This window comes from Maridesulfovibrio sp., from assembly GCF_965230075.1.
In the GTDB taxonomy this organism is placed as follows: domain Bacteria; phylum Desulfobacterota; class Desulfovibrionia; order Desulfovibrionales; family Desulfovibrionaceae; genus Maridesulfovibrio.
Map to the genome: position 1 here is coordinate 858881 of NZ_OZ245945.1, position 23447 is coordinate 882327.

Genomic DNA, 23447 nt, shown 5'->3' on the forward strand with positions numbered 1-23447 from the left:
GGTTCATATATGTGGTGAGTAATATTATCCCAAACATGATTGATAATTGATGAGGCTCATGTTTAATATTTTGAGATCGATAATTTGACATGTGGTTAATTTTTGCTTAAAAAAAGTTCATGAAATAAGTTTCTAAACTGGAGAATAGATGACAGATTCACATTCAGCCAAAATTGATGGACTTGCTATTTTCGTAAAAACTCATCTGCTTGATTCTTTTAGAGATGCTGCCAATGATTCCTGCGGAGTTGTTGATATTAATCGACGTCATTTGAAAAATTACTCTTTTGGGGCAACGTTTTGGGAAGGATCATCAAGTCGAATTGTTGATCTTGGTAAAAAAGGTGGTCCTTTGGAAGGCTGCGTAACTTTTAATAATAATGACTTACAGATTCAATATGAGGATTTACAATTTAGATGCCATAGAGTTAATCCACATACTGGAGTACCGAATGGCGGGAATGCTTCAAAACAAGCAGCGTTGATGAAAGGGAGTTCTTCTTTGGTCTTCTTACCTGGAATGGAGGAGGCTTTTGTTGATAAAGGTGAGATTATCATTGGTCTTGATGCTGACCTAGACGAAGGACTTATTGGGGCGCAACTTGGTCTACTTGTTCCAACTTATGATAGGAATAAAACTAAAATAACTTTTAAACTTTTAAAAACTTTGTATACAAGTTCTTCGCTTGCTGATTTGCCAAAAGTTGAGGAGCAGCCTTCATCAAAAGGACAACAAAATAGACCGAGATTGGAAAAAATAGGTCTTGGCGTAAAGATTCAAAATGAATAACAGTTTACAGTATCATCTGGATAAAATTAACCCTAATATGGTGACAATGGCCAGAGAACTAAGAGGGTTCACTAAAAAAGAGCTCGCCTCAAAAATTGGCAAGACTCCTGCTACTGTTACGCGTATCGAAAAAGGTTCTTTGGTTCCAGATTTAGATACTTTTTTTATTCTCTCTACTACATTACGTGTCCCTCCTGCTTTTTTTTCAAAACCTCAGGAGAATACCTATTCATTTCAGCTTTCAGATTGTTTTTTTAGAGGGAAAGCTTCTGTCAGTATGAAAGATAAACGGCAGATTACAACTTATGGTAAACGAGCAGCGGAGTTCTTTTTATTCTTTCAACAGCAGGGAGTTCTTTTTCCAGAAGAGAGTATCTATCAAGATGAACCTTCTGATCGTTCTGTGAAAAATATTGAAGAACTTGCTTTGCATACAAGGAATAAATTGGGATTAGGGTTTGGTCCAGTTCATAATTTAATTAAAACCCTTGAAGCTCACGGAGCTTTTGTCGTTAATATTTCAAGTGATTCTTCTAAAAAAGTTGATGCCTTCTCTGTTAAGTCTGAAGAAAGGCCTTTGATTTTTTTATATAAAAATCAAAGTCCCAGCAGGCTTTTGTTCGATATTGCGCACGAATTAGGGCATATTTTATTGCATGAAGACGTTTGTCATGGGGCAGTACAAGAACGAGAAGCAAATAGGTTTGCTAGCGCGTTCTTGATGCCTTGGGAAAAATTTATGCAGGAATGTCCGCGACGGTGGAATTTTAATGCTTTTTTGAAGATGAAAAATAGATGGAAAGTTTCTATTTCAGCTTTGTTGTATCGAGCTAAGAGTTTAAACTTGTTGTCAGATTCTTCTTATAAACGGGCTATGATAGATATGAACAGGAGAGGGTTTCGAGTGCATGAGCCGGAAGAACCAGAAAGAGAAAAACCTAGTTTGTGCGAAGAAGCTTTAGAACTGTTAAATGAGAAGATAACAATTAGTGACATTGAAAGTTTTCTTAGATTGCACACAGCTGAAGTTATTAGACTACTTGAGGACCAGTATGTATCTAGCGAATTGATTGATAAAATTAGTGTGCAGAAGAAAAAAAGATATGGAAGTTTGTTGCAGTTATCTTCGTGATTTAGGTCTTTATTGTTTTTTAGGACAGGCTGTTTACAGCCTGTCCTTTTTTTTGCGCTAGTCGCAATTGCCTCCACATTATGTTTCCAAACTGGATTAAGCACAGCTTCTGGTATAATATGAATTCCCCTGATGACGTTTTAGGTTCTCCCACCTTTTCCATCTTATTCCAAGGTTGAGCTATGCCGATATATAAATCTATCTGTCCTTACGACTGTCCGACCACCTGTGGCCTCCTAGTTGAGAGCGATGGGGCGCAAATCACCAAAGTAAAAGGCGATCCTGATGATCCCGTCTGCGCAGGACTTATCTGTCGCAAGATGCAGCGTTATGAAAAATCAATTCATTCCCCGGACAGAATCTTAACTCCCTTGAAGCGTACCGGAAATAAAAGGGAGGGGAGATTTGAATCCATCTCATGGGATGAGGCTGTGGAAACCATTACCGGAAAATGGAAGCAGGCTTTGGATGATTATGGTCCTGATTCAATCCTTCCCTTTTACTATTCCGGGGTCATGAGCCTCATCCAGCGTAATTGCGGTGATGCCCTGTTTAATAAAATGGGTTCCTGTCAGCTCATCAAGACCCTTTGTTCTTCGGCCAAGAGTGCAGGATATCAGTGCGTTATGGGCAACACTGGGGGGCTTGATCCCCGTGAGCTGGCTGACAGTGATTTGTATCTTGTCTGGGGCAGCAACATGAAGGCTACCCGGCTGCAGAGCATGCCCGATCTGGTCAAAGGGCGTAAGCAGGGTAAGCGCGTTATTCTTATAGAATCCTTTGCCGGGGAAATGGCTCAGTATTCTGATCAGGTGTTGCTGGTTAAGCCGGGGACTGACGGGGCCTTGGCTCTGGCTATGATGCATGTGCTGGTCAAGGAAGGTCTTGAAGATACGGACTTTCTGCAAAATGAAGCCATCGGCTACGCTGAGTTCAAGGACACTCTTGGTAAATATACACCGGAGTGGGCTGAGACGGTCTGTGGTGTCCCGGCACAGGATATCAGTGAACTGGCACGGGAATATTCAGCGGCCTTTGCCCCGGCAATCATTCTCGGCAGTGGTAATTCCCGTTATGGAAATGGCGGTATGACCGTACGCCTGATCACCATTCTTTCCGCTTTTACCGGGGCATGGCAGCGTCCGGGGGGTGGGCTTTGCGGCTGTAATCCCGGAATGAGGGAGTGTATCGATGCTACCCGCATAAGCCGTCCTGATCTGCGTGAGCGTGCAGGGCGCAAGGTGAATATCAATCAGCTTGCCATGGCCCTGAAAGGTGAAGAAGGACAGACTCCGATTCGCTGTCTGCATATTTACGGCAGCAACCCGGTCGGTTCGGTTTCCAACCAACTTGGCATTGAACAGGGTTTGGCTGATCCTGAGCTATTCACTGTGGTCCATGAACGGTTCATGACCGATACCGCCCGCTATGCCGATATTATCTTACCGGCCACTTTTTCAGTGGAACAGTCTGATTGCTATAGCGCTTATGGTTATTGTTCATTTGGCGCGGCTTATAAGATTATTCCAGCTCCGGGTGAATGCAAGAGCAACTGGGATATCTTCTGCCGCCTAGCTAAAGGTATGGGCTTTACCGACAGCCATTTCCAGCGTTCTGAAGAAGATTTGCTGGCAGAGCTTCTCGACAACCCCATGGCCGGATTACAGAACTTAACTCCCGTTCAGCGCGAGGTTTTGAAAACCGGGGGCATGATTTCCCTGCCTTTTGCCGAGCATACAGATTGGCAGACTCCGTCGAGAAAAATTGAGATTATTAACAAGTCATTGAAAGATCCTGTCCCTCATTATCAGGAGTGCCATGGGGGATCATATTCCCTGCGCCTGATTGCAGTGCCAAGCACCGAGACCCTTAATTCCGTATTCCTTGAGCGGGAGGAGTTGGTGCAGAGCCGCGGTCCCATGTATTTAGATATCCATCCCGATGATGCTGCAGTTCGTTCCATAGCGGACGGAGACAGCATTGTGGCCTATAATGATCTTGGGGAGGTTGAATTTACCGCCCGGGTTACTCCGCAGGTGGCTAAGGGAGCGGTTGCCGCGGCAGGGATATTCATGCGCCGCCAATCGGGTAATGGAAATCTGGTGAATACCTTACATCATGAAAGGCTTTCCGACATGGGCGAAGCGACAACCCTTAATGACAACACAGTTGAGGTGCGGATTTAATCCGTTTTCTGTTTCAAGATAATTTACATAACAGTTTACCTGTCTGAGCCAATATATTACTTTAAAATAACCTCAAATACCCTGTGAGTTGGAGGACCTTATGAGGAAAAGTGTATTTGGCGCAGTGGGGTTGTTGATTTTATTTGCTATAGCAATTTATCTTCTTTTGCCGTTTCGGGCTGACGAGAAATTATATCGGGTCGGTGTTCTGCAGTTTACCAAGAACAATCTATCTACATTGCAAGGTTTCAAGGACGGTTTGAGAGAGCTCGGTTATCATGAAGGTGAAAATATTGAGTTTGACTTTGCCGGACCGGCTCCTGCTAAGAGCGAACTTGGCAGTTACATGCATGCACTGCTTGAAGAGAAACCTGATTTAATATTCGCGTCTCCAACCCCGGCGGCGATTGTTGCAAAGCAGCTTACCCAAGGTACAAATATCCCGGTGATTTTTGCGCCGGTAAATGATCCTGTTGCAGCTGGAGTTGTTAAAAACGAGCGTGCGCCGGAAAGCAACATTACAGGTGTCAGGCTTTCTGCCAGCGATGGGCGTAGGTTACAATCCTTGAAAGATGTCGTGCCTACGGTGAGCAGGGTCTTTGTTCCATATAGTCCAGGAGACAAAAGTGCGGCAGCAAGTCTGATAATGCTTGAAAAGGCTGCTCCCAAAGTTGGGGTTACGCTGATTAAAAAGCCTTTTTACCCGGAAACTGATCTTCATGCCGATAAAGAATATGTTCCCGCGGATGTGGATGCTGTTCTCCTGCCCAGAGAAGGGCTGGTTATGTCACGGATCAAGAATTTTGTAACTGTTTGTATTGATCGGAAATTGCCTCTTTCCACACCGCGTTTCAAGCAGGTGGAGGCCGGTGCCCTGACCGGATACGGATTCAACGGATACGAAATAGGAAGGCAGAGTTCGCGCATGGCACACATGGTTTTTTCCGGTGCCCCGGTTTCATCGCTTCCGGTTGAAACTTCCGAAGACTATCTCTTCATCAACTTGAAAACCGCCAAAGCCATCGGCGTAAATATCAGTGATACCGTTTTGCGTCAGGCTAATAATATTGTCAGGTAGTTAGGGCTACAATGCGATCTCTCTATTCAATACTTTTTCGTTCTTACATGGTGCTGGCACTTGTCCCGTTGGTAGTGCTGGGCATTATGCTGACCGTTTGGATTGCCAGTGTTCAGATTGATGCCTCGTTACGGCAGGAGCAGGCAATGGCCAAGCATGTTGCCCATAATCTACGGAAGCACTTTTCGGTGCTGGAAGATAAACTTTACAGCTTGAATCAGTACCGGAATTTTGCAGCACTTTCAGATAAGGAAATGCGTAATGTTGCGCAGGAGATGATTGCTCGAAAGTCCTCCATTTATTCCATAATTATACTTGATGAGCGAGGGCTGGTAAAAACAAGAGTTTCATCGAATATGGTTTATGACGGTTCAGAACCGTTGGATTCTACTGATTCGGAATTGTTTAAGAGGATAGTTAAAACCGGGCAGGTTAACTACGGACCTGTACATGGTTATTCTAAATCCGGAGAGTCGTTGATGTTGGTCGGCGTACCGCTTAAAGACAGGGCGACAGATCGGTTGGAGATTGTTCTTCTTGCTGAGTTCAGGCTTGATGTGGTCTGGAAGGATGTTGTGGAACAGAATTATCATGACGGTGAAAGCGTGTTTCTCGTGGCTGAGGATGGATATGTCCTGGCTCATCCCAATCCTTCGTTTGTGCTTGCGAAAAGGCGTTTATCCTTAATTAACGGGGACAGGATAAGGAAAAGTTTAGATGAAAAGTGGGTCATCGGAGCCAGTGCTGATTTAAATCTTGGCGAGCTCACATACAAGGTCGTGGCTGAGCGGGAAGTTGAAACGGCTTTGGTGCCTGCAATCAGTTCTGCAGGTATAGCTCTGTTCGCAACTCTTTTAACCGCTGCTCTAGTCTTCCTTGCTACTATGCGGAATGTAAGGAGGATTGCGAATCCGGTTAAACTTTTGACCGAGGCAGCACATAATATCAGGGAGGAAGGTTTTTATCCCGGAGTGTCTGTCAGTGGCTTTAAGGAAATTAAAGAGTTGTCGTTGGCTTTTGATTCCATGACCCGCAAGCTGCAACGTATGCTTGAGGAACTGGAGAACGAAGTGCAGATCAGGAAAAATTCTGAAGAAGCTCTTTTGCTTAGTGAGGAACGTTTTCGGGCCTTGCATAATGCTTCATTCGGCGGGATTGCCATCCACGAGCAGGGGAGGATTCTGGATTGTAATCAGGGATTGGCTGAAATCTCCGGCTTTGATGTAGATAAGCTTGTGGGGATGGATATATTGCAATTGATATCTGAGACTTCTCGTAGCGCTGTGCAGAACAATATCCGCAATGAAGTTGAGAATTCTTACGAAGCCAAAGCCATACGCAAGGATGGTATTGAGTATCCGGCACGTCTTGAATCCAGAAACATACCGTATAAGGGACGTTTGGTTCAGGTTCTTGAATTCAGGGATATGACCAGCCAGAAAAGAGCTGAGGAATTTATTATCCAGAACGAAAAGATGATGTCTCTTGGCGGTCTTGCCGCTGGAATGGCCCATGAGATTAATAACCCATTGGCCGCTATTGTCGGGTCCTGTCAGAATTTGCGTAACAGGTTGCTCAAGGATAGTCCCATCAACGTGAAGGTTGCTGAAGAAAGTGGCACTTCATTCGATAGCATAGTCAGCTATGTCCAAGCTCGAGATTGTGATAACATGGTGGAATCCATCTATGAATCAGGTAAGCGGGCGGCAGATATTGTTAGAGATATGCTCAGCTTCAGTCGTCGCAATGAGAAATCATTGGTCAGTAATAAGATTACGGATTTAATGGACAACACCATTAAACTGGTCAGCAATGATTACGATCTCAAGAAAAATTATGATTTCAAAAAGATAGACATTGTAAAAGATTATGCTGACTCCAACTGTAATGTCCTTTGTTACAGCAATCAGATGCAGCAGGTGTTTTTCAACCTGCTCAAGAATGCAGCTCATGCCATGTCTGATAAAGAGTATGTAGATGATGTGCCGCGACTGATTATTAGGACCTACTCCAGAGAGAATATGAGTGTGGCCGAGATAGAGGACAATGGTCCGGGGTTGTCCGAGGAAGTGCGCAAGAAAGTTTTTGAACCTTTTTTTTCCACAAAAGGACCCGGAAAAGGGACTGGACTTGGATTGTCGGTGTCATATTTTATTATAGTTAAGCAGCATCGCGGCTCCATGGAAGTTGTTTCCGAACCGGGAAAATGGACCCGTTTTGTGATCAGCATTCCTATTGAAGGACCAGAAAATGTAGGCGGTGCGGGTATATCCTGATGTTTTTGTGCTAAATTATGGAAAGAGTGTTGACAGCCGTGGCTGTATTCTATAAACACTTCTTCACCCAACACGAGTGGGGCTGTAGCTCAGTTGGGAGAGCGCTTGAATGGCATTCAAGAGGCCAGGAGTTCAATTCTCCTCAGCTCCACCAGATATTTCTTAAGGACTTACGATGAAAATCGTAAGTCCTTTTTTATTACCTGTTCTCGAGGTTGAGCCTATAGTCTTCGTTTATTTGTGACTAGCAGGTATTACAACTTTTTTTCCACTTATCCACGTCTCCAGAACCTTCGGAGGATCCGTTGCGAGCTTATCCGGATTTGCATCGTATAGATCTCGTTCAAAGCGCACCATGTCAGCCTTCATGCCCGGATAAAGTGCTCCTACATCGTTGTGTCCAGTTGTCGCGGCGCTTCCCTGTGTTAGCCCTCTGATGACGTCCTGCATGGTCAGCGGTGTACGCGCCGATCCTCCGCCCAGCATGGATATGCTCATAATTTCTGTGGGAGCACTCAATTCCAGAGGAGAGACTCCGAAGTCGGTGCTCATGCCCGTGCTTATGCCGGCCTCCATCAGTTCTTTGATAGGGTAGGACGCGTCGTTTGCCTCGCCATAATACCTGTCAAGTCCTTCCTCGGCCTTCCAGAATCCCGGCTGGACCGTAGAGACGACCTTGTTATTGAGCTTGTTGATGCGTTGCATTTGGTCAGGGCGGGGAAAGGCCAGATGAATCAGCGTGTGCAAACAGCGAAGTCCGCCCTTCCTGGCCGCCGCGGCTTCCAGCGCATCCAAAGTCACGTTCAGGGCCTCGTCTCCCTGAATATGGTAATGGCAATTGAGGCCGACTTCCTCCAGCCGGTCGACTATGCGATAAATGTTCTGGTTTTTGCCCATGGAATCGCCAGCCGTGACCGTATGCAAACCATGGTTACCCTGTTTATTCTCCCAGGTTGTCCATGCTTCTCCTCCGGCATAGGCCCCGTCAACAAAAAGCTTGTTTCCAACAAATCTCACTAAATCCGTGTCTTTGCCCATTTCGTTAAGACCGCCGTCAAGATCTTCAAGGCCGAAGAAGGTGTAGTTATAGTTGACGCGAAGGGGCAGAAGGCCCTTACGTTCCATTTCCCGGCACATTTCAGCATGCAGAATGCGGCCGATGGGCGCCCCCATAAGATCTACGATTCCCGTATAACCCATTTGGGCCCATAAATTCATGAATTTTTGTGTACCCGGTTGAATCGACGCATCTGTAAAAAGGGGAAGAAGGGGAATTCCGGCCAGAGTCATGGCCTCTTCGCGCAACATACCTGTGGGTTTCCCCTCCTGGAGAACGACCTTCCCCCCTGCAGGCACATCATCCAAGTGTTTAGAGAGTTCCGCTTTTTTCATGGCGGCAGAATTTACAATAAGATTATGGCCGAGGTCGTCGCCTAAAAGAACGATTCGGGTCCCGGTAACATCGTCGAGCTTTTTAAGATCATTCAGGGACCATGAGTCATAGTCGTCCAAGGAAAATCCTCCGCCAAAAAAAGGATCCTCATCGGGATGTTCGGAGATGGCCGTTTTCACTGCTTGGACAATCGATTCTACGTTATTATCACCGCGCAGGTCTACACCACTGAACATGAGAGCAGATTCAACCAAATGGACATGACTGTCGCAAAAGCCGGGATAGAGGGTGTTACCGTCTAAATCTACGACTTCCGCATCCGTATGATTTGAGGGATCCACATCCACGGCAGCAACATGGTCATCTTCCACAAGAAGGTTGCGTACCCGACGAACCGCGTCTTGATAAATCCGGCCATTGACGAAAAGTTTAGATACAGTTTGATCGTCCATGTAAACCTCACAGAGTTTAGATTTTTCCAGAGTCAGCCCCTTGTTTTAATAGCCTAAAACACATGCTTAAATGATATGGGGTATTTATTTATCCTACGAATAATATCATAACAGAACTATGATAAAAAGATTATAATGCATGTTTTAACACAAACATTACGCAGTAATTATAATTTTATTTTTTCTGCTGAAATATAATCCAGAGAGATCGTGCTTCCTATGAAATCAGAAAATTTAAAACCATATTGGTGGATTTGGACATTTATGCTGAATTGATAAAGGCTTTGTCAGAAACGATTTTGAAGATAGAAGCCAATAGTATAGGTGGTACGCATAGGAGTAAAAAAGGAGGCATTTGTCGCGATGTATGAACCAGGGCCAGACTCCACAGTCGTAAATCCCAGATAATCCTCAGAATATGTTCTCAAGAGAAAAGATTAATCAAAGTATTTTAACCCATGGAGAGCTGTCCCTCAGAATGGCATTCAAGAGGCCATGAGTTCAATTCTCCTCAGCCCCCAAAAAAAATATTTCTTAAGGACTTACGATGAAAATCGTGAGTTCTTTTTTGTTTCTTTGTGGGATAGCCCGCCTAAGGTCCGAAGAGCAATATTTTGCAAGAGAAATCAGGAAGCATAGACTAATCTTCACGATTAATAGATCAAGGAGGTTTTTGTGTCTGATAAAAAATATGTGATTGTTTTAGATAAGAATTTACCTGTAGGATTGCAGGTAAATACTGCTGCTGTTTTGGCTACTAGTATAGGTCAGGTTGGTGAAGATGTATTGGGACCTGATGTTGAAGATGCCTCCGGCAGAACTCATCAGGGGATAACTCAATTACCTATCCCTATTTTAGCTTCAGATGCAGAAGGTATTGCCGATCTGTACGAGAAAGCTTCATCCGTTGAAGATCTTTATTTGGTAGACTTTACTTCAACCGCCCAGAAATCCAGACACTATGATCATTATATGCAGCAAATGGCCGTACGTGAAACAGATGAATTGGAGTTTGTGGGAATTGGTCTTTTGGGCGAGGATTCCTGTGTGAAAAAACTTACAGGATCTCTTCCTCTTTTAAGATAATTTTGAGGGTGATTGTTTCTAGTCAAATCTTTTGTACTTGAATATTCTCCTCAACTCCATCAGATATTTTTTAAGGACTTACGATGAAAACCGTGAGTCCTTTTTTGTTCCGTATATCTTGGCGTGTTAAAAGCTTATCCCCAAATGCCATTGCACCTCACCACAGGCATTATTCTCGCTGCTCCTTCTTGTCGGACAGTTATACTTTGTGTAGTTGGGAGTTATATTCTGTTTCAAATCTCTGTCTTATGGCTGAATCTTTCTCTGTAATCATTAATTGTTCTTAGAGAGGTGTTTTGGTGGCTAAGCATGGTCTGGGGTTTCAGGGGGGAAGTCGGCAGGCTAACTATCTCTTTATGCTTGCCGTCATTATTTTTATCCTCTTCAGCGGGGCGGCTCTGACTGTTTACTACAACCGTCAGGCTATACAGCATTTGGCTGATGAACGACTCAATCTTTATGAGAATGTACTTCGCCTGCAACTCGATAAATATAATTATCTTCCATTTCTGGTTGCCGGGAGTACTGAGGTTAAAGAGCTTTTTTCAGGCGACGGTTCAGAGGAACAGGTTAATCACTTCTTAAAAGAGGTCTGCACAAAGGCTGGGGCCACAGCTGTCTACATTCTTGATTCAAAAGGTGTGGCTCTTTGTTCCAGCAACTGGGACCAGAAAAATAGCTATGTTGGTTTGGATCTTTCATTTCGTCCATATTTCAAGTCTTCGATCAAAGGCAAAGGAAAGAAATTTTACGGCGTAGGTTTTGCGGCTGAGCAACCGGGATATTATATCTCGTGCCCCATTGTGCAGGATGGGGTGACCAAAGGTGTTTCAGTGGCGAAAATTGACCTGTCACGTCTACAGGAAGTCTGGATGGAGGGTGGCGAGAACCTCTTCGTAACCAATGCTGACGACATAATTATTCTTTCCAGTCGTCCTGAGTGGCGCTACCGGACTCTTACACCGCTTGCCCCCGAAACTTTGCAGCAGATTCAGGAAGGGGGGCAGTTTCCTGAACCAAGTCTTCGTCCTCTGGATTGGCATACTGTTTTGGCAGACTACTTGGGGCTTGTTCAGATCAATGGTTCTTTTTTTCTGAAATCATCTCGTGAAATCAAAGGCATGAGCTGGAGTATCAGTTACCTTGTCGGGGCAAAACCTGTGCTGGAAAGGGGAGGGTTTGCCGTTCTGGTTCTCTTTGCCTTTGTCGGGGCAACTCTCGTGGTCAGGATGTTTTTCAGAGAAAAAAGGCTTAAGGAGTTATCTCTGCGTCAGGCAGAAGAAGCATATAAAATCAGATTGATGAATATGCAGCTGGCACAGGAGATTGAAGAGAGGGAGCGAACCGAGAAAGACCTTCGTGAGGCCCAAAAAGAATTGATAGAAGCCGGTAAGCTTGCTGCTTTGGGTGAAATGGCTACTGCCGTTGCCCACGAACTTAATCAGCCTATTGCGGCACTCAAAATGTATATTGCCAGTTGCAGGTTGATGTTTGAGCGTAATGATATAGCTGAGCTTGATTCCACGCTGCTGAATGTTCTGGGCATAAGTGACCGAATGGCCAAAGTTACCGGACAGCTTAAGGCATATGCCCGTAAGTCAAGCGACTCTGAGGGTGTTTTTGAGATCAGGGCCGCAGTTGATGAAACGTTGAGCCTGATGAAGCATCAGTTCGAGCATGAGTTTTGCAAATTCAAAGCTGACTATTCCAGTCCTGACCTATCTGTTTTGGGAGACAGGGGACGTTTCGAGCAGGTATTAATCAATCTTTTCCGCAACGCCCTTGATGCCATGAAAGATCAGGATGAAAAGTTTTTGAAAGTTGATGTCGTCCATGAAAATGAAACAGTGGTCATCAGCGTTACTGATAATGGACCGGGTATTGCTCCGGAGGTGGAAGAAAAGGTTTTTGAGCCGTTTGTAACAACCAAGGAAGAAGGTGTCGGCCTTGGTCTCTCTATATCTTATAAGGCAATTAGGGAGATGGGGGGGAGAATGTGGTCGGAAAATCGTCCTGAAGGCGGTGGGGTGTTTTTCTTGGAGCTGCCGTTGAAACGGACCCCGGAGGATTCTAATGATTGATGTGATTATTATTGATGATGAAGAGTCCGTTCGGGAGTCGGCTAGTCAGTGGTTAAAACTCTCGGGTTTCTCTGTTGTTTCTTATTCAGCAGCTTCAACTGCTTTGGAGCAAATTTCTTCAGATTTCGCAGGGGTTGTTATCTGTGATGTGAAAATGCCCGGTATTGACGGGCTTGAGTTGCAGAAAAAACTGTTCGCTATAGATGCCGGAATTCCTGTTGTTCTATTTACCGGGCATGGTGACATTGCAATGGCTGTTAAAGCGATTCGTGACGGGGCATACGATTTCGTGGAAAAGCCTTTTGATCCGGATAGAATGCTTGGAATCATCAAAAGAGCTCTTGAAAAGAGAAGGTTGGTGCTGGAGAACCGTGAACTTCGCCGGGAAATGCAGCAGGCTATAGGGCTTGAGTCCAAGCTCATCGGGAAGAGCGAGGTGATGTGTGAGCTAAAACGTGAAATTGCCAATATTGCCACCACCCCCGCGAATGTTTTGATTTACGGACCTACCGGAACCGGGAAAGAGGTTATTGCCCGGGCAATCCACGAGATGAGTGGACTTTCAAGCGGGCCGTATATTGCTTTGAACTGTGCGGCCATCCCTTTGACCATGGCTGAGAGTGAACTGTTCGGACATAAATCAGGAGCTTTTACAAATGCTAAGGGGGCTAGGGTCGGTAAATTGGAAGCGGCTAGCGGCGGGACTCTTTTTCTTGATGAACTGAACAGTATGCCCCTCGATATCCAAGGCAAGTTGTTGCGGGCTCTGGAGTGTAAAGAAGTCACCCCCTTGGGTAGCAACAAAAGCAGGGCGGTTGATTTCAGGCTGGTTTCAGCTATGAATGAACCTCCTGTTGAGGCCGTCAGAAACGGAAGATTGCGCGAGGACCTTCTATTTCGCCTGAACACAGTAGAGCTGATTGCTCCGCCGTTAAGTGAACGTAGAGATGATATTCCAATTCTCTTTTCATACTTTATGGAACGGGCAGCAGAAACATGGGAAAAAACAGCTGAGCCTTTGCCTACGGAAAGCCTTGCGGACCTGATGGGGTACAGCTGGCCGGGAAACGTGCGTGAGCTTAAGAATATTGCTGAAAGGTATGTTTTGTCATCCTTGCCGCCTAGAGAGAGAATTTCTAAAATATTGTCCAGCAGCAGGGCCAGTAGAGGCTCTTCCGCTATCCCTTTAAAAGATCAGGTGAACCTGTTTGAGAGGAAGTTGATAAAAGAATCTCTGCGCCGGAATAAAGGGAACATTAAAGATGTACTGGCCGAACTCATGATCCCCCGCAGGACACTCAATGAAAAGATGTCCAAATTCAATCTTAAACGCCCTAAATCATCTGATAGCAATTAAATAAATTTGTTTCACAAAGCGCTTAAGCGCTTACGGCCAAAGCTTATGAAAACCGGACAGGTCTTAACCTGTCCGGTTTTTTTATTCGCATAGGTTTTGAGCGAAATCTTGCCGATAAAAAACGGTTGATCGGCGGTTTTTTGCCGATTAATTCTGAGGTCACCTTAAAAGTTGTTATTTAACAGCTTCTTATGATGGCAGCTGGTGGCATGTCCATTGCTCATATCCATTCAAATAGTGAGGTGTACACAGGACAAAAGAGGTGCAGTAATCATTAAAACGGGTGTCCGGATATAATCCGGGTTGCGGCACCCGTAATAAAACAGTTGAGGTTCTGTATGGCTGAAGAGTTCGGTAAGTCAAAAGTGTTTGGTTACATTGTTGGCCCGGCAATTTTTCTGGCGATGTTGTTTATACCTCCGCCGGGAGATATGCCTCCTGCGGCATGGAAAGTGGCAGCTATAACCATTCTTATGGCAATCTGGTGGGTTACTGAAGCTATCCCGATACCGGCAACTTCTCTTCTGCCTATTATTCTTTTTCCTCTTATGGGAATTATGCCTTCCTCTGCGGCCACCCTGCCGTATGCTAACCATTTGATTTATCTTTTTATGGCCGGATTTTTTCTGGCAGTGACCATGGAGAAATGGAACCTCCATCGCAGGGTGGCCGTTTATACCATTAAAATGGTCGGAGTCAGTCCCGCAAAGATGGTATTAGGTTTTATGCTGGCCACTGCCGTTCTTTCCATGTGGGTTTCAAACACCGCTACAACCATGATGATGGTTCCCATCGGTCTGGCTGTAATCAAGCAGTCTCTCGGATTCGATTCATCTGATCTGAAAGCTTGCCCCAGTACCGGTCCGGAATACAATTTCGGGAAGTGTCTTATGTTGGGAATTGCCTACTCTGCATCCATAGGCGGAATGGCAACCATTATCGGCTCCCCTCCAAACACGGTCATGGTTGGTATGGTGGAGAAAATGTTCGGCGTTCAGATCGGCTTTGGGCAGTGGATGCTGTTTGGGGTACCATTTTCAGCCGTTATGTTGATTACCTGCTGGCTTCTCCTTATCTGGGTTCTTTTTCCGGTAAAGGATCTTTCCCTTGGTGCCGGGGCTGATATTCTTGACGAGGAACTCGAGAAACTGGGGCCCATGAAAAAGGAAGAAAAGCATATAATGATGGTCGGGCTGACTATGGCTACCTTCTGGTTGTCCCGTGGTTTTCTGAAGCGTGCTGATTTTATCAGTGAACTGTGGCCTCATTTTGATTATGTGCATGATGCCACTATCGGCATTCTGGGATCACTTCTTTTATTCATAATCCCATCCGACCTTAAGAAGGGCGAGTTCCTGCTGGATTGGAAAACAGCAGTTAAAATTCCATGGGATGTAATACTTCTCTTTGGCGGCGGGCTTGCCATAGCCAATGGTTTTGCCAAAACCGGACTTGCCGCTCATATTGCAGGTCAGTTGATGCTCCTTGAAGGTGTAAACATAGTACTGTTCGTTGCAGCGGTGGTCTGCCTGACAATTATACTGACTGAAACAACCTCAAATACCGCAACCGCGACACTGCTTATTCCGATCATGGCCTCTGCGGCTGTGGCAATGGGGGTACATCCATTTACCACGATCATCAGTGCCTGCGTTGCTTCTTCCTGCGCATTTATCCTGCCGGTAGCAACTCCACCCAATGCCGTTGTCTACAGTTCTGGATGTATCAGTCTCGGACAGATGGCCCGGGCCGGTTCTGTGCTGGATTTCACCGGTGCCATCTTTATTACGGTGATGGTAGTATACCTCCTACCCATACTCTGGGGAATCGACCTGATGGAGCTCCCTGCCTGGGCTGTCATGCCAAAATAACAGGTCGATTCTCTTGTTTTGTCAAAGCCGGGGGATTCCCTCTCCCCCTGCTTTGACAGCAAATTTTAAGGACTCACGGTGAAGATCGTAAGTCCTTTTTTTGGGTTCCCTTGTTCACCCTAGAGGTGCCGATAGGTTTTGCGGTCTGTATTGGTCGAGCTTGTACTTATCTTTGGCCGTCTGGTGTATGGTGTCGTTGGTTGTCATACCTATATGGATAGGCCGAATGTGCGGGGGGATCATTTTATAGAACGTATTCCATGAGTGGTGGTGATCCTTGTTGATGATAGACCGCGTTGCCGGTGCAGGAGTTTTGAAAGCAAGGCCGCAGGCTGCGGCTTTATCCATCATCCATTTAAGGGGGATGTCCGAATAGGTTGTGTCCTCGTATCCTCCACCAATGTCTGCATGAACTCCGGCGAACCAGACCTGTTCAAGAACCTGTTTTCCTGCATTTTTAGCAGAGATGGGTTGTTCCCACAGGCATGCTTTAAAATTCAATCTTTTTTCATCAATTGATAAAGCATGATATGCGTTTGATACTATGGAGCTTAGCCCGGTATCATGAAATTTATTCCTCCGGCTCAAGGGACTGTTACTCCATAAGGGGTTGCCCAGTGCGCCGACTGTGTCCCATACACCGATAAAGTGGATTGGTGAAACATCCTCCACTGAATATCGAGCGCGAAAAGCCTTAGCATTTTCTCCACTGGGGCGATCAGCTTCATCTAACGAGCGATACAGCTTGAAAGCTTTTTTTATTAATCTGCTATTCTCTTCCGGGCTTGATGTTCTTTTCAGTATTCCACAATTACGAATCATTCCGGCCAGACTGCGGACAGTGTACGCACCGCGGCTGAATCCAAACAGATATATCTGGTCCCCTTTATTGAACTCGTCCATGAGTCCGGCGTATACATCACAGATATTCTTGGATAATCCGGTTCCTGTTGCGCCTTCAAAGCACCGTCTGAGCCAGTTGCCGGAGGCTCCGACACCCTCATCATAAATATATTTTTGAACCGCCGTGCCGTTCCTATCACTCAGGGCGTCGCGCACCTTAACCACATTGGTTGTGTGCTTCGCATCGGCGGAATTCCAGGTGCCGTCACAAAGAATAACTATTTTTTTCATAGTAACCTCCTCTTATGGGAAACGTAATGTTTGTTAGTTTATGAATAATGAGGTTGCTAATGTCAAATTAAGTATGTCTTGATGTCTATAGAACTTTAAAAAGGACTCACGATTTAAATCGTGAGTCCTTTTTAAATAGAGGCGGTATATTCATCGGCGCTATGATTATTCCATAGCCTCTGCCAGCGGGGTGAGGAATCGCGGATCTTCCGAGTGTTCGATGAAATCGTCGTTAGCGGCAATAAAGTCGGCAAGCAGTTTGCCTTGCATGTGCTTTTCAAACATTTCCACGCTCGCCCAGCGTTCGTACACGATGAAATGTCCCGGAGCGTCATTAGCTTCGTGGAGATTGAAGGTGATGACGCCCGGTTCGTTGGCGCATTGCTTTGTGTATTTTATGAATGCGGAGCGAAATGCATCCGCATGTTCTTTTTTGGCTTGTATTGCTCCGGTAACGGTGATGGTGGACATTCGAAGCTCCTTTTAGTTTTGATTTTATTTAGATTCAGCTCTGCCATTCCCCGATGGGGTCGAGGACCGCAAAGGTTCTCGGACTGGTCAGCAGATCGGGGAGGTATTCTTCGTATTCATCCCGATAACTTTTCCCCTGCAACTGATTTCTCATGAAATCGTCCATGGAAGCTTCGGTCCAGCGCTCATACAAAGTGAACTTATTTGTGTCATTGGCGTCTCTGTGCAGGTAGGCGGTCACGAAAGAGTCCTCCTTGGACATTGCTTCAATGACGACGGTTGCTCCCTTGAGAAATTTTTCAATGCATTCGGGCTTCACGTTGAATTCTACATAAAAGACCAGATGCTTAGGCATAATAATTCTCCTGTGTTGTGAGGCGAGCGTTACGCCCGCCTCATTGCTCCCATGACGTGAAGTGCTTACTTGCCACTTAAGTAGTTGTAGCTGTCGTCAGACTTGTCGCGCTTTCCGCGATATTTGTCGGCAAACTTGTCGCTCCAGACAGCTGTGGCATCCTGATTCTGGTTCCAGTCGAAAATGGTGGTGCGGTGCATGATCCGCCACTCGTCGTTACGCTTTTCGAGCTTGAAGCTGTGGCGCCCGCCGAGGATACCTTCCTTGTCCACCCCGTCTTCTTCATGGACGTGGTAGGCCCAGACGTAGGTCTCGGCAGTGGCTTTGTCGCCGTCTACTTCAATGAGGACGTTGCTGATGCGGTGCATGGTCACCTTGATGTTGGAAAATCCTTCCATGGCAATAGGTACGAAGGGCCAAGCCTTGTCGTTCCACTGGAACAGGTCTGGGAAAATCGGGTCCTGATGTTCCTCAACACCATCCTCCCAATAGCAGGACTTCATCAGTTCACCGTCCATGCGGTCGAGAGAACGGGCGTGGCGGAACATAAGCTGTTCAATTTCCTGACGGTCCCATACGAGTTCTAATTTTTTGGAATCCATTGTTTTCTCCTTTTTATTTGGAATGATCGTTACAAAAAAAGACAAATAAAAGACAAGACAGTTCCCGCTACGTCCTATTTTTCTGAGCGCGCTTCACCGCACAGTGCACGGCCTCTCCAGTCGTCAGCGGCTTGAAACAGCTGTTGCAGGATTTGCAAAAGGCCTTTTTCCTGTCGCCGGATTTCCAGCGGTTGATCAGATCCGGTTCAGCTATCAGCGGGCGGGAAAGTGATATGTAATCGGCCACTTCATCTTTAAGAACGGACTCGGCCACTTCAGGTGAACGGACGCCGCCCACAATGATCACGGGGACAGTCAGTTGCTCTTTGTAGTATGCCGCCTGCTTTCTGTGGTATGCTTCCTTATCGGCCTTATTGATGCCGACACGGGCAATATCTCCGCCTAATCCGCCGGATACTTCCACTGCATCAATGCCTGCTGCAACAAACTGTTTTGTCGCTTCCAAGGAGTCCGCAAGGGTGACGCCGTCTTCAATAAAATCCTCGCTGTTGATTTTTATCAGTAGAGGATAGTCCGGTCCGACAGCCTGCCGGGTCGCGGCAATTGTTTCGCTGATAAAGTTAATGCGTTTTTCGAGAGTTCCGCCATATTGGTCGGTGCGGCGATTGTCTTTGGGGGACAGCACTTGATGAAGGAAATAGCCGTGGGCAATGTGGAATTGTACTGCGTCGTATCCCGCCTCCTTGGATCGGACAGCGGCTTTAACAAATGCCTCGCCGATGCGCTTAAAGTCTGCAGCATCCATTTCCTTGACGTCATCATCCATGGTGTCATCTTTGGAAACAGCCAGCACGGTATGGCCGGTCAAGGCTTTGCTGGTCATTTTTCCGTTGTGGAATAATTGTATGGCGATTTTCCCACCCGCTTCGTGGACAGCGTCAGTGGCACGGCGATGGCCAGCAATCTGAGCATCATCGTAGATGCCGGTGACATGCGGCGCACCGCCTTCGGGTGAAACTGCCACTGATCCAGCAATGATCAGCCCGACGCCGCCTTCGGCCAGTGCGGCAAAAGTCTTGATGTGATGTTCGGAGACTTCGCTACCCGGCAGGACTGCTCCTTCGGCTGTGGCCGAGCGGACGAACCTGTTCTGCAGTTCCAACTTATTTAAGCGTGATTTTTCAAACATAATACTCATGGTGTTTTCCTTCAACGTACTGTGTTATTTAGACGGGTTAGGCTTACCGAAAAATGTTTTGATATCCTTTTCTGAGCGTAATTTATTCTCACTACATGTATCGTAATGGACGAACTCATCCAGCGGGCGTACTTTTTTGGTCGGAGGAGTGTGATCAGGATACCCGATGGCCATCATTTCGAACAGGACAAGGTGGTCCGGGATGTTCAGGGTCTTCCTGATTTTTCGCTCGATGTCGGGCATGCGTGAAGCCGTGATCCACATGGTGCCGATGCCGAGACTTGTGGCAGCCAAATGCATATGCTGGTAGGCCGGGGCGAGGGTTGCTTCCATGATGTAGCGCCATAATTCCTCGTCATCGCGCACCACAGAGGGAGCCCAGGGCCTGACCCGGTTGTCTCCTAAAAGGAATAGATATACCGGGGCCTTGGCAAAACCTACGCGGGAAATTGAGTCCACATCGTCTTTGCCCTGAAGGTGTTGTGTGATTACATCCTTGGTTTCCGGGGCCTGCACGACCAGAATTTCCCATGGCTGGGAATTAAAGCCTGAGGGCGCCCAACGTACGGTTTCCATTATTTTGTCCAAGTCTTCGGGGGGAATGGCGTCGGACTTGAATTTTCTGATGGTCCGTCTGCTTTTTACCAGCTCCAAAAAGTCATCATATTTCATGTTCTTCTCCTTGTTTGCCTTTCAGATTATCGGCAGCAATAATTGGAACGATCGTTCCAAAAAAGATTAAAAAATAAGTGCAGCCCTGTGCTGCAGATTTCAGCTCTATACCCTACTTACCAATAAAATAACTAATTGTTTTAGGGGCGCAATCTTAGTCGTTCAGTGTGGAAAGTGCGGTAGTCACTATCCGTTCGAGGGAGTCCCGGTCGGGATTGTTTCTTGCCGCTACCCGCATGCCTATGAGGGTGTTATAAAAGAATTCTGCCAGTGCCAGCGGGTCTTTTGCAGGGTGAATTGCACCTTGCTCCTGAGCACTGCTGATTGTCTGCCGGAACATTTCTATAACTTCCTGCTGGTTCTTCTTGAGCAGGGCAGCTACTTCCGGGTCTCGCGGAGCCAGCTCGGTCATCTGGTTGACCACAAAGCATCCCCGATGGCGTTCATCGCTCATGATTTCATTGATAAATTCTTTGAACAACTTTCCCATGGCTTTGGCCGCAGGCTCGGACTCCAATACGGATCTGAGAAGAGCCCCGCCGTATTTCAGGTAATGGTCCAATGCTGTAAGAAATAATGAGCGCTTATCCCCAAAGGTATTGTACATGCTCCCTCGCCCTATGCCGAGGTGGTCCACAAGGTCCTGTACTGAGGTGTGCTCATATCCTTGCTCCCAAAATAGGTCGAGAGCTTGAATAAGCAGCTTGTCCGGATCAAATTCTTTTGTTCTTGCCATGAATTATAAATAAACATTTTGGAATGATCGGTCAAGTATCAGCGGTGTAAAAAAGTGAAATTACCCCTAGCAGCTCCCCCGGCTTTGAAAGGATCGCTAACTGTGTTAGGGTGTTATCGATAATAAATTGTTCTAGGGATTTTGCTGCAAAATCAACGCTCATGTCGAAAATTGTTATGGGCATACAGTAGGTTGATGATGACTTATTTTTACTTTTTAGCGGCCTTCACTTTTCTTTTTTTCCTTGCTGCCGTTTATCTGATTTTCCGTCTTAAAAAAGAAGTTAATGAGCGTAGGAGTGCAGAGATAGCGCTATCCGCCAATGAAGAAAAATTCCGCTTGGCTTTTGATACAAGCACGAACAGTGTAAGTATTACGACCCTTCCGGGTGGGGTCTATGTTGATGTAAACAAGAATTTCACCAAGTTGTCAGGATATGAACCGGAAGAAGTGCTCGGCAGGTCGGTTCTGGAGTTGAAGTTATGGAAGGATGAATCTGACCGGGAAATTATGCTCGAGGGGTTGCGAACCAAAGGATATGTAAAAGATCAGAAAGCTGAATTCGTCACAAAGAACGGTGACATCGCGTACGGTTCCCTTTCAGCCAGTATTGTGGATTTGGGGGGAACTCCCCATGTCATTGCCATGATCAGGGATATTACTGCACAGGTTCTGGCTGAACGAAAAAGCAAGGAACTTGCGCAGGAATTGGAAAAGCAGGAGCAACACCTAAAGCATCTTGTGGAAAATTCCACCAACCTTTTTTACTCACATAATACCGATCATGAATTTACTTATGTAAGTTCACAATCAGAGCATTTTTTTGAATGCAGCCCGGAAGAAACAAAAGCCAAATGGACCGAATTTGCAACTGACAATCCAATAAATGAGCGTGCGTTGTTGTTGACCGAAAAAGCAATTGCCACAGGAGAGCGGCAGCCTCCTTACGAATTCGAGATAAAGGGTAAAAACGGCACAGTGATCATGGTTGAGGTCCGTGAGGTCCCGGTGGTGAAAAACGGCAGGACTGTAGCTATTGTTGGTTCGTTAACTGATATCACTGAGCGAAAAAGGTATGAGAAGATCCTCAATAATGAAAAGCGTTATCTCGATGATCTGCTGAAGGCTATCCCCATTTCCATTGCAGTGAAAAACACTGATGGTTTTTTTATCAGTTGTAATCCTGCTTATGCAAAGGCCGCCGGGCTGCCCATGGAAAAGATTCTTGGGCGCAGAAATAGCGATATTTATCCTCCCCGATTGGCGGAGCTATTCAATCATCAGGACGAGTTGACCTTGGAGGCCGGCGAGAGCAGAACTTTTGAGCTAAGTGATAGAGATCATTCCGGAGCCCTGAAAGCTTATCAGTTTGTTAAGACTCCTTTCTTTGGAATTGATGAGAATAGACCCGGAGTGATAAGTGTCGGGATTGATATAACTGAGCGTAAACAGGCTGAATTGGACTTGCAGGAAGCACGGAGTGAAGCTGAAAAGGCCAATCATGCAAAATCAGATTTTCTCGCAAATATGAGTCATGAAATACGTACTCCCATCAATGGTATAATGGGGGTTTTGCAGCTGATGGAATTGTCCAACGAGCAGGAAGAGTTGGGCCTGCACATTGAAACAGCTATACAATCCACTCGGCGCCTTAATCGTCTTTTATCCGATATTCTTGATTTATCCAGAGTGGAAGCCGGCAAGTTGCCGATCAATAATGAGGAGTTTGAGTTAGAGAGAGCTTTGAGCGAAGTCATCAGCCTATTTAGTCCTAGTGCGAAGGCTAAAGGAATCTCTTTGGATTTGAAGATAGCCCCCCAGGTCCCTGAAAGAGTCGTTGGGGACTCCCAGCGATTGCAGCAGATTCTCAGCAACCTTGTCGGTAATGCCATCAAATTCACCAAGCAGGGGGAAGTATCGTTGGAGGTAAACTCCCTTAGATTGGATGACGGTATGTGCCAGCTTCTTTTTTCCGTGGTTGATAGCGGAGTCGGCATTCCTGCAGAAGAGCAGGATAAACTTTTCAATTCTTTTGTGCAGGGGCATGAGGGTTTGCAGAAGTCCGGTGGGGCAGGACTTGGGCTTGTTATTTCGCGCCACATTGCTGAGTTGATGGGGGGCAGCATGTCTTTTGAGAGTGTAGAGGATATCGGGTCAACATTTTATCTCAATCTTGCGTTCAAGGTTGCTTCCCCCAAAACTTACGAATTTCAGGAGCATGCACCGTTCTCCTTTAAAGAGGTCAGGATACTTCTTGCTGAGGATGATAAGGTTTCGCAGACAATAACCACATTGCTGCTGAAAAAAGTCGGGGCGTATGTCCATGCTGTCAGTAACGGCGAAGAGGCAGTGGCGGCCCTTAAGGAAGGTTCTTATGATTTTGTACTTATGGATGTGCACATGCCCGTGCTTGACGGAATGGAAGCCACTCGAGCCATCAGGTCCGGACAATCAGGAAAAGCATCCGGAGACTTACCGGTAATTGCTTTGACAGCCTGTGCCATGGCAGGGGACAGGGAACGTTTTCTTAAGGCCGGTATGAATGGATATGCTGAAAAACCTTTGGAGCTTGATAAGTTAGGTCGAGAATTGCAAAAGATACTTACCTCTTGATTT

At 46.1% G+C, this 23447-nt stretch carries 18 protein-coding genes and 1 tRNA gene; 11 read left to right on the top strand and 8 right to left on the bottom strand.

Annotated features, from left to right (window positions below; all coding sequences use genetic code 11):
* The first annotated feature begins 148 nt into the window (after positions 1-148).
* The 6 genes from ACO05Z_RS03780 to ACO05Z_RS03805 all read left to right on the top strand — a co-directional run bounded on the left by ACO05Z_RS03780 (position 149) and on the right by ACO05Z_RS03805 (position 7616).
* On the top strand, positions 149-790 hold the full coding sequence (locus ACO05Z_RS03780) for a hypothetical protein (RefSeq protein ID WP_421900653.1): 642 nt from the start codon (positions 149-151) through the stop codon (positions 788-790).
* Entirely contained in the window at positions 783-1922 is a 1140-nt protein-coding gene (locus ACO05Z_RS03785; protein WP_421900655.1) for a helix-turn-helix domain-containing protein, read from the top strand. The genes ACO05Z_RS03780 and ACO05Z_RS03785 overlap by 8 nt, the downstream gene beginning before the upstream one ends.
* Positions 1923-2104: 182 nt before the next feature.
* Entirely contained in the window at positions 2105-4108 is a 2004-nt protein-coding gene (locus ACO05Z_RS03790; RefSeq protein WP_421900657.1) for a molybdopterin-containing oxidoreductase family protein, read from the top strand.
* Positions 4109-4208: 100 nt separating this feature from the next.
* Entirely contained in the window at positions 4209-5186 is a 978-nt protein-coding gene (locus ACO05Z_RS03795) for an ABC transporter substrate-binding protein (RefSeq protein WP_421900659.1), read from the top strand.
* Positions 5187-5197: 11 nt separating this feature from the next.
* On the top strand, positions 5198-7462 hold the full coding sequence (locus ACO05Z_RS03800) for an ATP-binding protein (RefSeq protein ID WP_421900661.1): 2265 nt from the start codon (positions 5198-5200) through the stop codon (positions 7460-7462).
* A 78-nt stretch (positions 7463-7540) separates the two neighbouring features.
* Positions 7541-7616, top strand: a tRNA-Ala gene (locus ACO05Z_RS03805).
* Positions 7617-7696: 80 nt separating this feature from the next.
* On the opposite strand, the gene ACO05Z_RS03810 is transcribed toward ACO05Z_RS03805, so the two are convergent.
* Positions 7697-9307, bottom strand: a complete 1611-nt coding sequence (locus tag ACO05Z_RS03810) for an amidohydrolase (RefSeq protein WP_421900663.1) — start codon at positions 9305-9307, stop codon at positions 7697-7699.
* Between the two features lie 675 nt (positions 9308-9982).
* On the opposite strand from ACO05Z_RS03810, the gene ACO05Z_RS03815 reads away from it, so the two are divergent.
* From ACO05Z_RS03815 to ACO05Z_RS03830, 4 genes are all read left to right on the top strand, one after another.
* Positions 9983-10393 carry a DUF2000 domain-containing protein gene (locus tag ACO05Z_RS03815; RefSeq protein ID WP_421900665.1) on the top strand — a complete coding sequence of 137 codons (411 nt, stop codon included), beginning with the start codon at positions 9983-9985 and terminating at the stop codon, positions 10391-10393.
* Positions 10394-10692: 299 nt separating this feature from the next.
* Positions 10693-12474 carry a sensor histidine kinase gene (locus ACO05Z_RS03820; protein ID WP_421900667.1) on the top strand — a complete coding sequence of 594 codons (1782 nt, stop codon included), beginning with the start codon at positions 10693-10695 and terminating at the stop codon, positions 12472-12474.
* A complete protein-coding gene (locus ACO05Z_RS03825) occupies positions 12467-13831 on the top strand; it encodes a sigma-54-dependent transcriptional regulator (RefSeq protein ID WP_421900669.1) in 1365 nt (454 codons plus the stop codon). Before ACO05Z_RS03820 ends, ACO05Z_RS03825 begins: the two co-directional genes overlap by 8 nt.
* 338 nt (positions 13832-14169) lie before the next feature.
* Positions 14170-15702 carry an SLC13 family permease gene (locus ACO05Z_RS03830; protein WP_421900671.1) on the top strand — a complete coding sequence of 511 codons (1533 nt, stop codon included), beginning with the start codon at positions 14170-14172 and terminating at the stop codon, positions 15700-15702.
* 114 nt (positions 15703-15816) lie between these two features.
* Here the strand turns inward: ACO05Z_RS03830 and ACO05Z_RS03835 are convergent, their stop codons facing one another.
* The 7 genes from ACO05Z_RS03835 to ACO05Z_RS03865 all read right to left on the bottom strand — a co-directional run bounded on the left by ACO05Z_RS03835 (position 15817) and on the right by ACO05Z_RS03865 (position 20831).
* On the bottom strand, positions 15817-16836 hold the full coding sequence (locus ACO05Z_RS03835) for a DUF2235 domain-containing protein (protein ID WP_421900673.1): 1020 nt from the start codon (positions 16834-16836) through the stop codon (positions 15817-15819).
* A gap of 165 nt (positions 16837-17001) precedes the next feature.
* Positions 17002-17307, bottom strand: coding sequence for a putative quinol monooxygenase (locus ACO05Z_RS03840; protein ID WP_421900675.1), 306 nt, complete (start codon positions 17305-17307; stop codon positions 17002-17004).
* A 34-nt stretch (positions 17308-17341) separates the two neighbouring features.
* Complete coding sequence (locus tag ACO05Z_RS03845) at positions 17342-17662, bottom strand: putative quinol monooxygenase (protein ID WP_421900677.1); 321 nt, start codon at positions 17660-17662, stop codon at positions 17342-17344.
* 65 nt (positions 17663-17727) lie between these two features.
* The gene (locus tag ACO05Z_RS03850) at positions 17728-18264 is read right to left on the bottom strand and encodes a nuclear transport factor 2 family protein (protein WP_421900679.1); all 537 of its coding nucleotides are present in this window, start codon (positions 18262-18264) and stop codon (positions 17728-17730) included.
* Positions 18265-18331: 67 nt separating this feature from the next.
* Positions 18332-19423, bottom strand: coding sequence for an NADH:flavin oxidoreductase (locus ACO05Z_RS03855; protein ID WP_421900681.1), 1092 nt, complete (start codon positions 19421-19423; stop codon positions 18332-18334).
* A 24-nt stretch (positions 19424-19447) separates the two neighbouring features.
* Complete coding sequence (locus ACO05Z_RS03860) at positions 19448-20095, bottom strand: nitroreductase family protein (RefSeq protein WP_421900683.1); 648 nt, start codon at positions 20093-20095, stop codon at positions 19448-19450.
* 154 nt (positions 20096-20249) lie between these two features.
* A complete protein-coding gene (locus ACO05Z_RS03865; RefSeq protein WP_421900685.1) occupies positions 20250-20831 on the bottom strand; it encodes a TetR/AcrR family transcriptional regulator in 582 nt (193 codons plus the stop codon).
* A 195-nt stretch (positions 20832-21026) separates the two neighbouring features.
* Here ACO05Z_RS03865 and ACO05Z_RS03870 point away from each other — a divergent pair, with 195 nt between their 5' ends.
* Positions 21027-23444, top strand: a complete 2418-nt coding sequence (locus tag ACO05Z_RS03870; RefSeq protein ID WP_421900687.1) for a PAS domain S-box protein — start codon at positions 21027-21029, stop codon at positions 23442-23444.
* The last annotated feature ends 3 nt before the right edge of the window (positions 23445-23447 follow it).

Excerpts from the sequence above, each read along its gene's own strand:
- ACO05Z_RS03780 (WP_421900653.1), top strand. The coding sequence starts at position 149 with ATGACAGATTCACATTCAGCCAAAATTGATGGACTTGCTATTTTCGTA.
- ACO05Z_RS03785 (WP_421900655.1), top strand. The coding sequence starts at position 783 with ATGAATAACAGTTTACAGTATCATCTGGATAAAATTAACCCTAATATG.
- ACO05Z_RS03790 (WP_421900657.1), top strand. The coding sequence starts at position 2,105 with ATGCCGATATATAAATCTATCTGTCCTTACGACTGTCCGACCACCTGT.
- ACO05Z_RS03795 (WP_421900659.1), top strand. The coding sequence starts at position 4,209 with ATGAGGAAAAGTGTATTTGGCGCAGTGGGGTTGTTGATTTTATTTGCT.
- ACO05Z_RS03800 (WP_421900661.1), top strand. The coding sequence starts at position 5,198 with ATGCGATCTCTCTATTCAATACTTTTTCGTTCTTACATGGTGCTGGCA.
- ACO05Z_RS03810 (WP_421900663.1), bottom strand. The coding sequence starts at position 9,307 with ATGGACGATCAAACTGTATCTAAACTTTTCGTCAATGGCCGGATTTAT.
- ACO05Z_RS03825 (WP_421900669.1), top strand. The coding sequence starts at position 12,467 with ATGATTGATGTGATTATTATTGATGATGAAGAGTCCGTTCGGGAGTCG.
- ACO05Z_RS03830 (WP_421900671.1), top strand. The coding sequence starts at position 14,170 with ATGGCTGAAGAGTTCGGTAAGTCAAAAGTGTTTGGTTACATTGTTGGC.
- ACO05Z_RS03835 (WP_421900673.1), bottom strand. The coding sequence starts at position 16,836 with ATGAAAAAAATAGTTATTCTTTGTGACGGCACCTGGAATTCCGCCGAT.
- ACO05Z_RS03840 (WP_421900675.1), bottom strand. The coding sequence starts at position 17,307 with ATGTCCACCATCACCGTTACCGGAGCAATACAAGCCAAAAAAGAACAT.
- ACO05Z_RS03845 (WP_421900677.1), bottom strand. The coding sequence starts at position 17,662 with ATGCCTAAGCATCTGGTCTTTTATGTAGAATTCAACGTGAAGCCCGAA.
- ACO05Z_RS03850 (WP_421900679.1), bottom strand. The coding sequence starts at position 18,264 with ATGGATTCCAAAAAATTAGAACTCGTATGGGACCGTCAGGAAATTGAA.
- ACO05Z_RS03855 (WP_421900681.1), bottom strand. The coding sequence starts at position 19,423 with ATGAGTATTATGTTTGAAAAATCACGCTTAAATAAGTTGGAACTGCAG.
- ACO05Z_RS03860 (WP_421900683.1), bottom strand. The coding sequence starts at position 20,095 with ATGAAATATGATGACTTTTTGGAGCTGGTAAAAAGCAGACGGACCATC.
- ACO05Z_RS03865 (WP_421900685.1), bottom strand. The coding sequence starts at position 20,831 with ATGGCAAGAACAAAAGAATTTGATCCGGACAAGCTGCTTATTCAAGCT.
- ACO05Z_RS03870 (WP_421900687.1), top strand. The coding sequence starts at position 21,027 with ATGATGACTTATTTTTACTTTTTAGCGGCCTTCACTTTTCTTTTTTTC.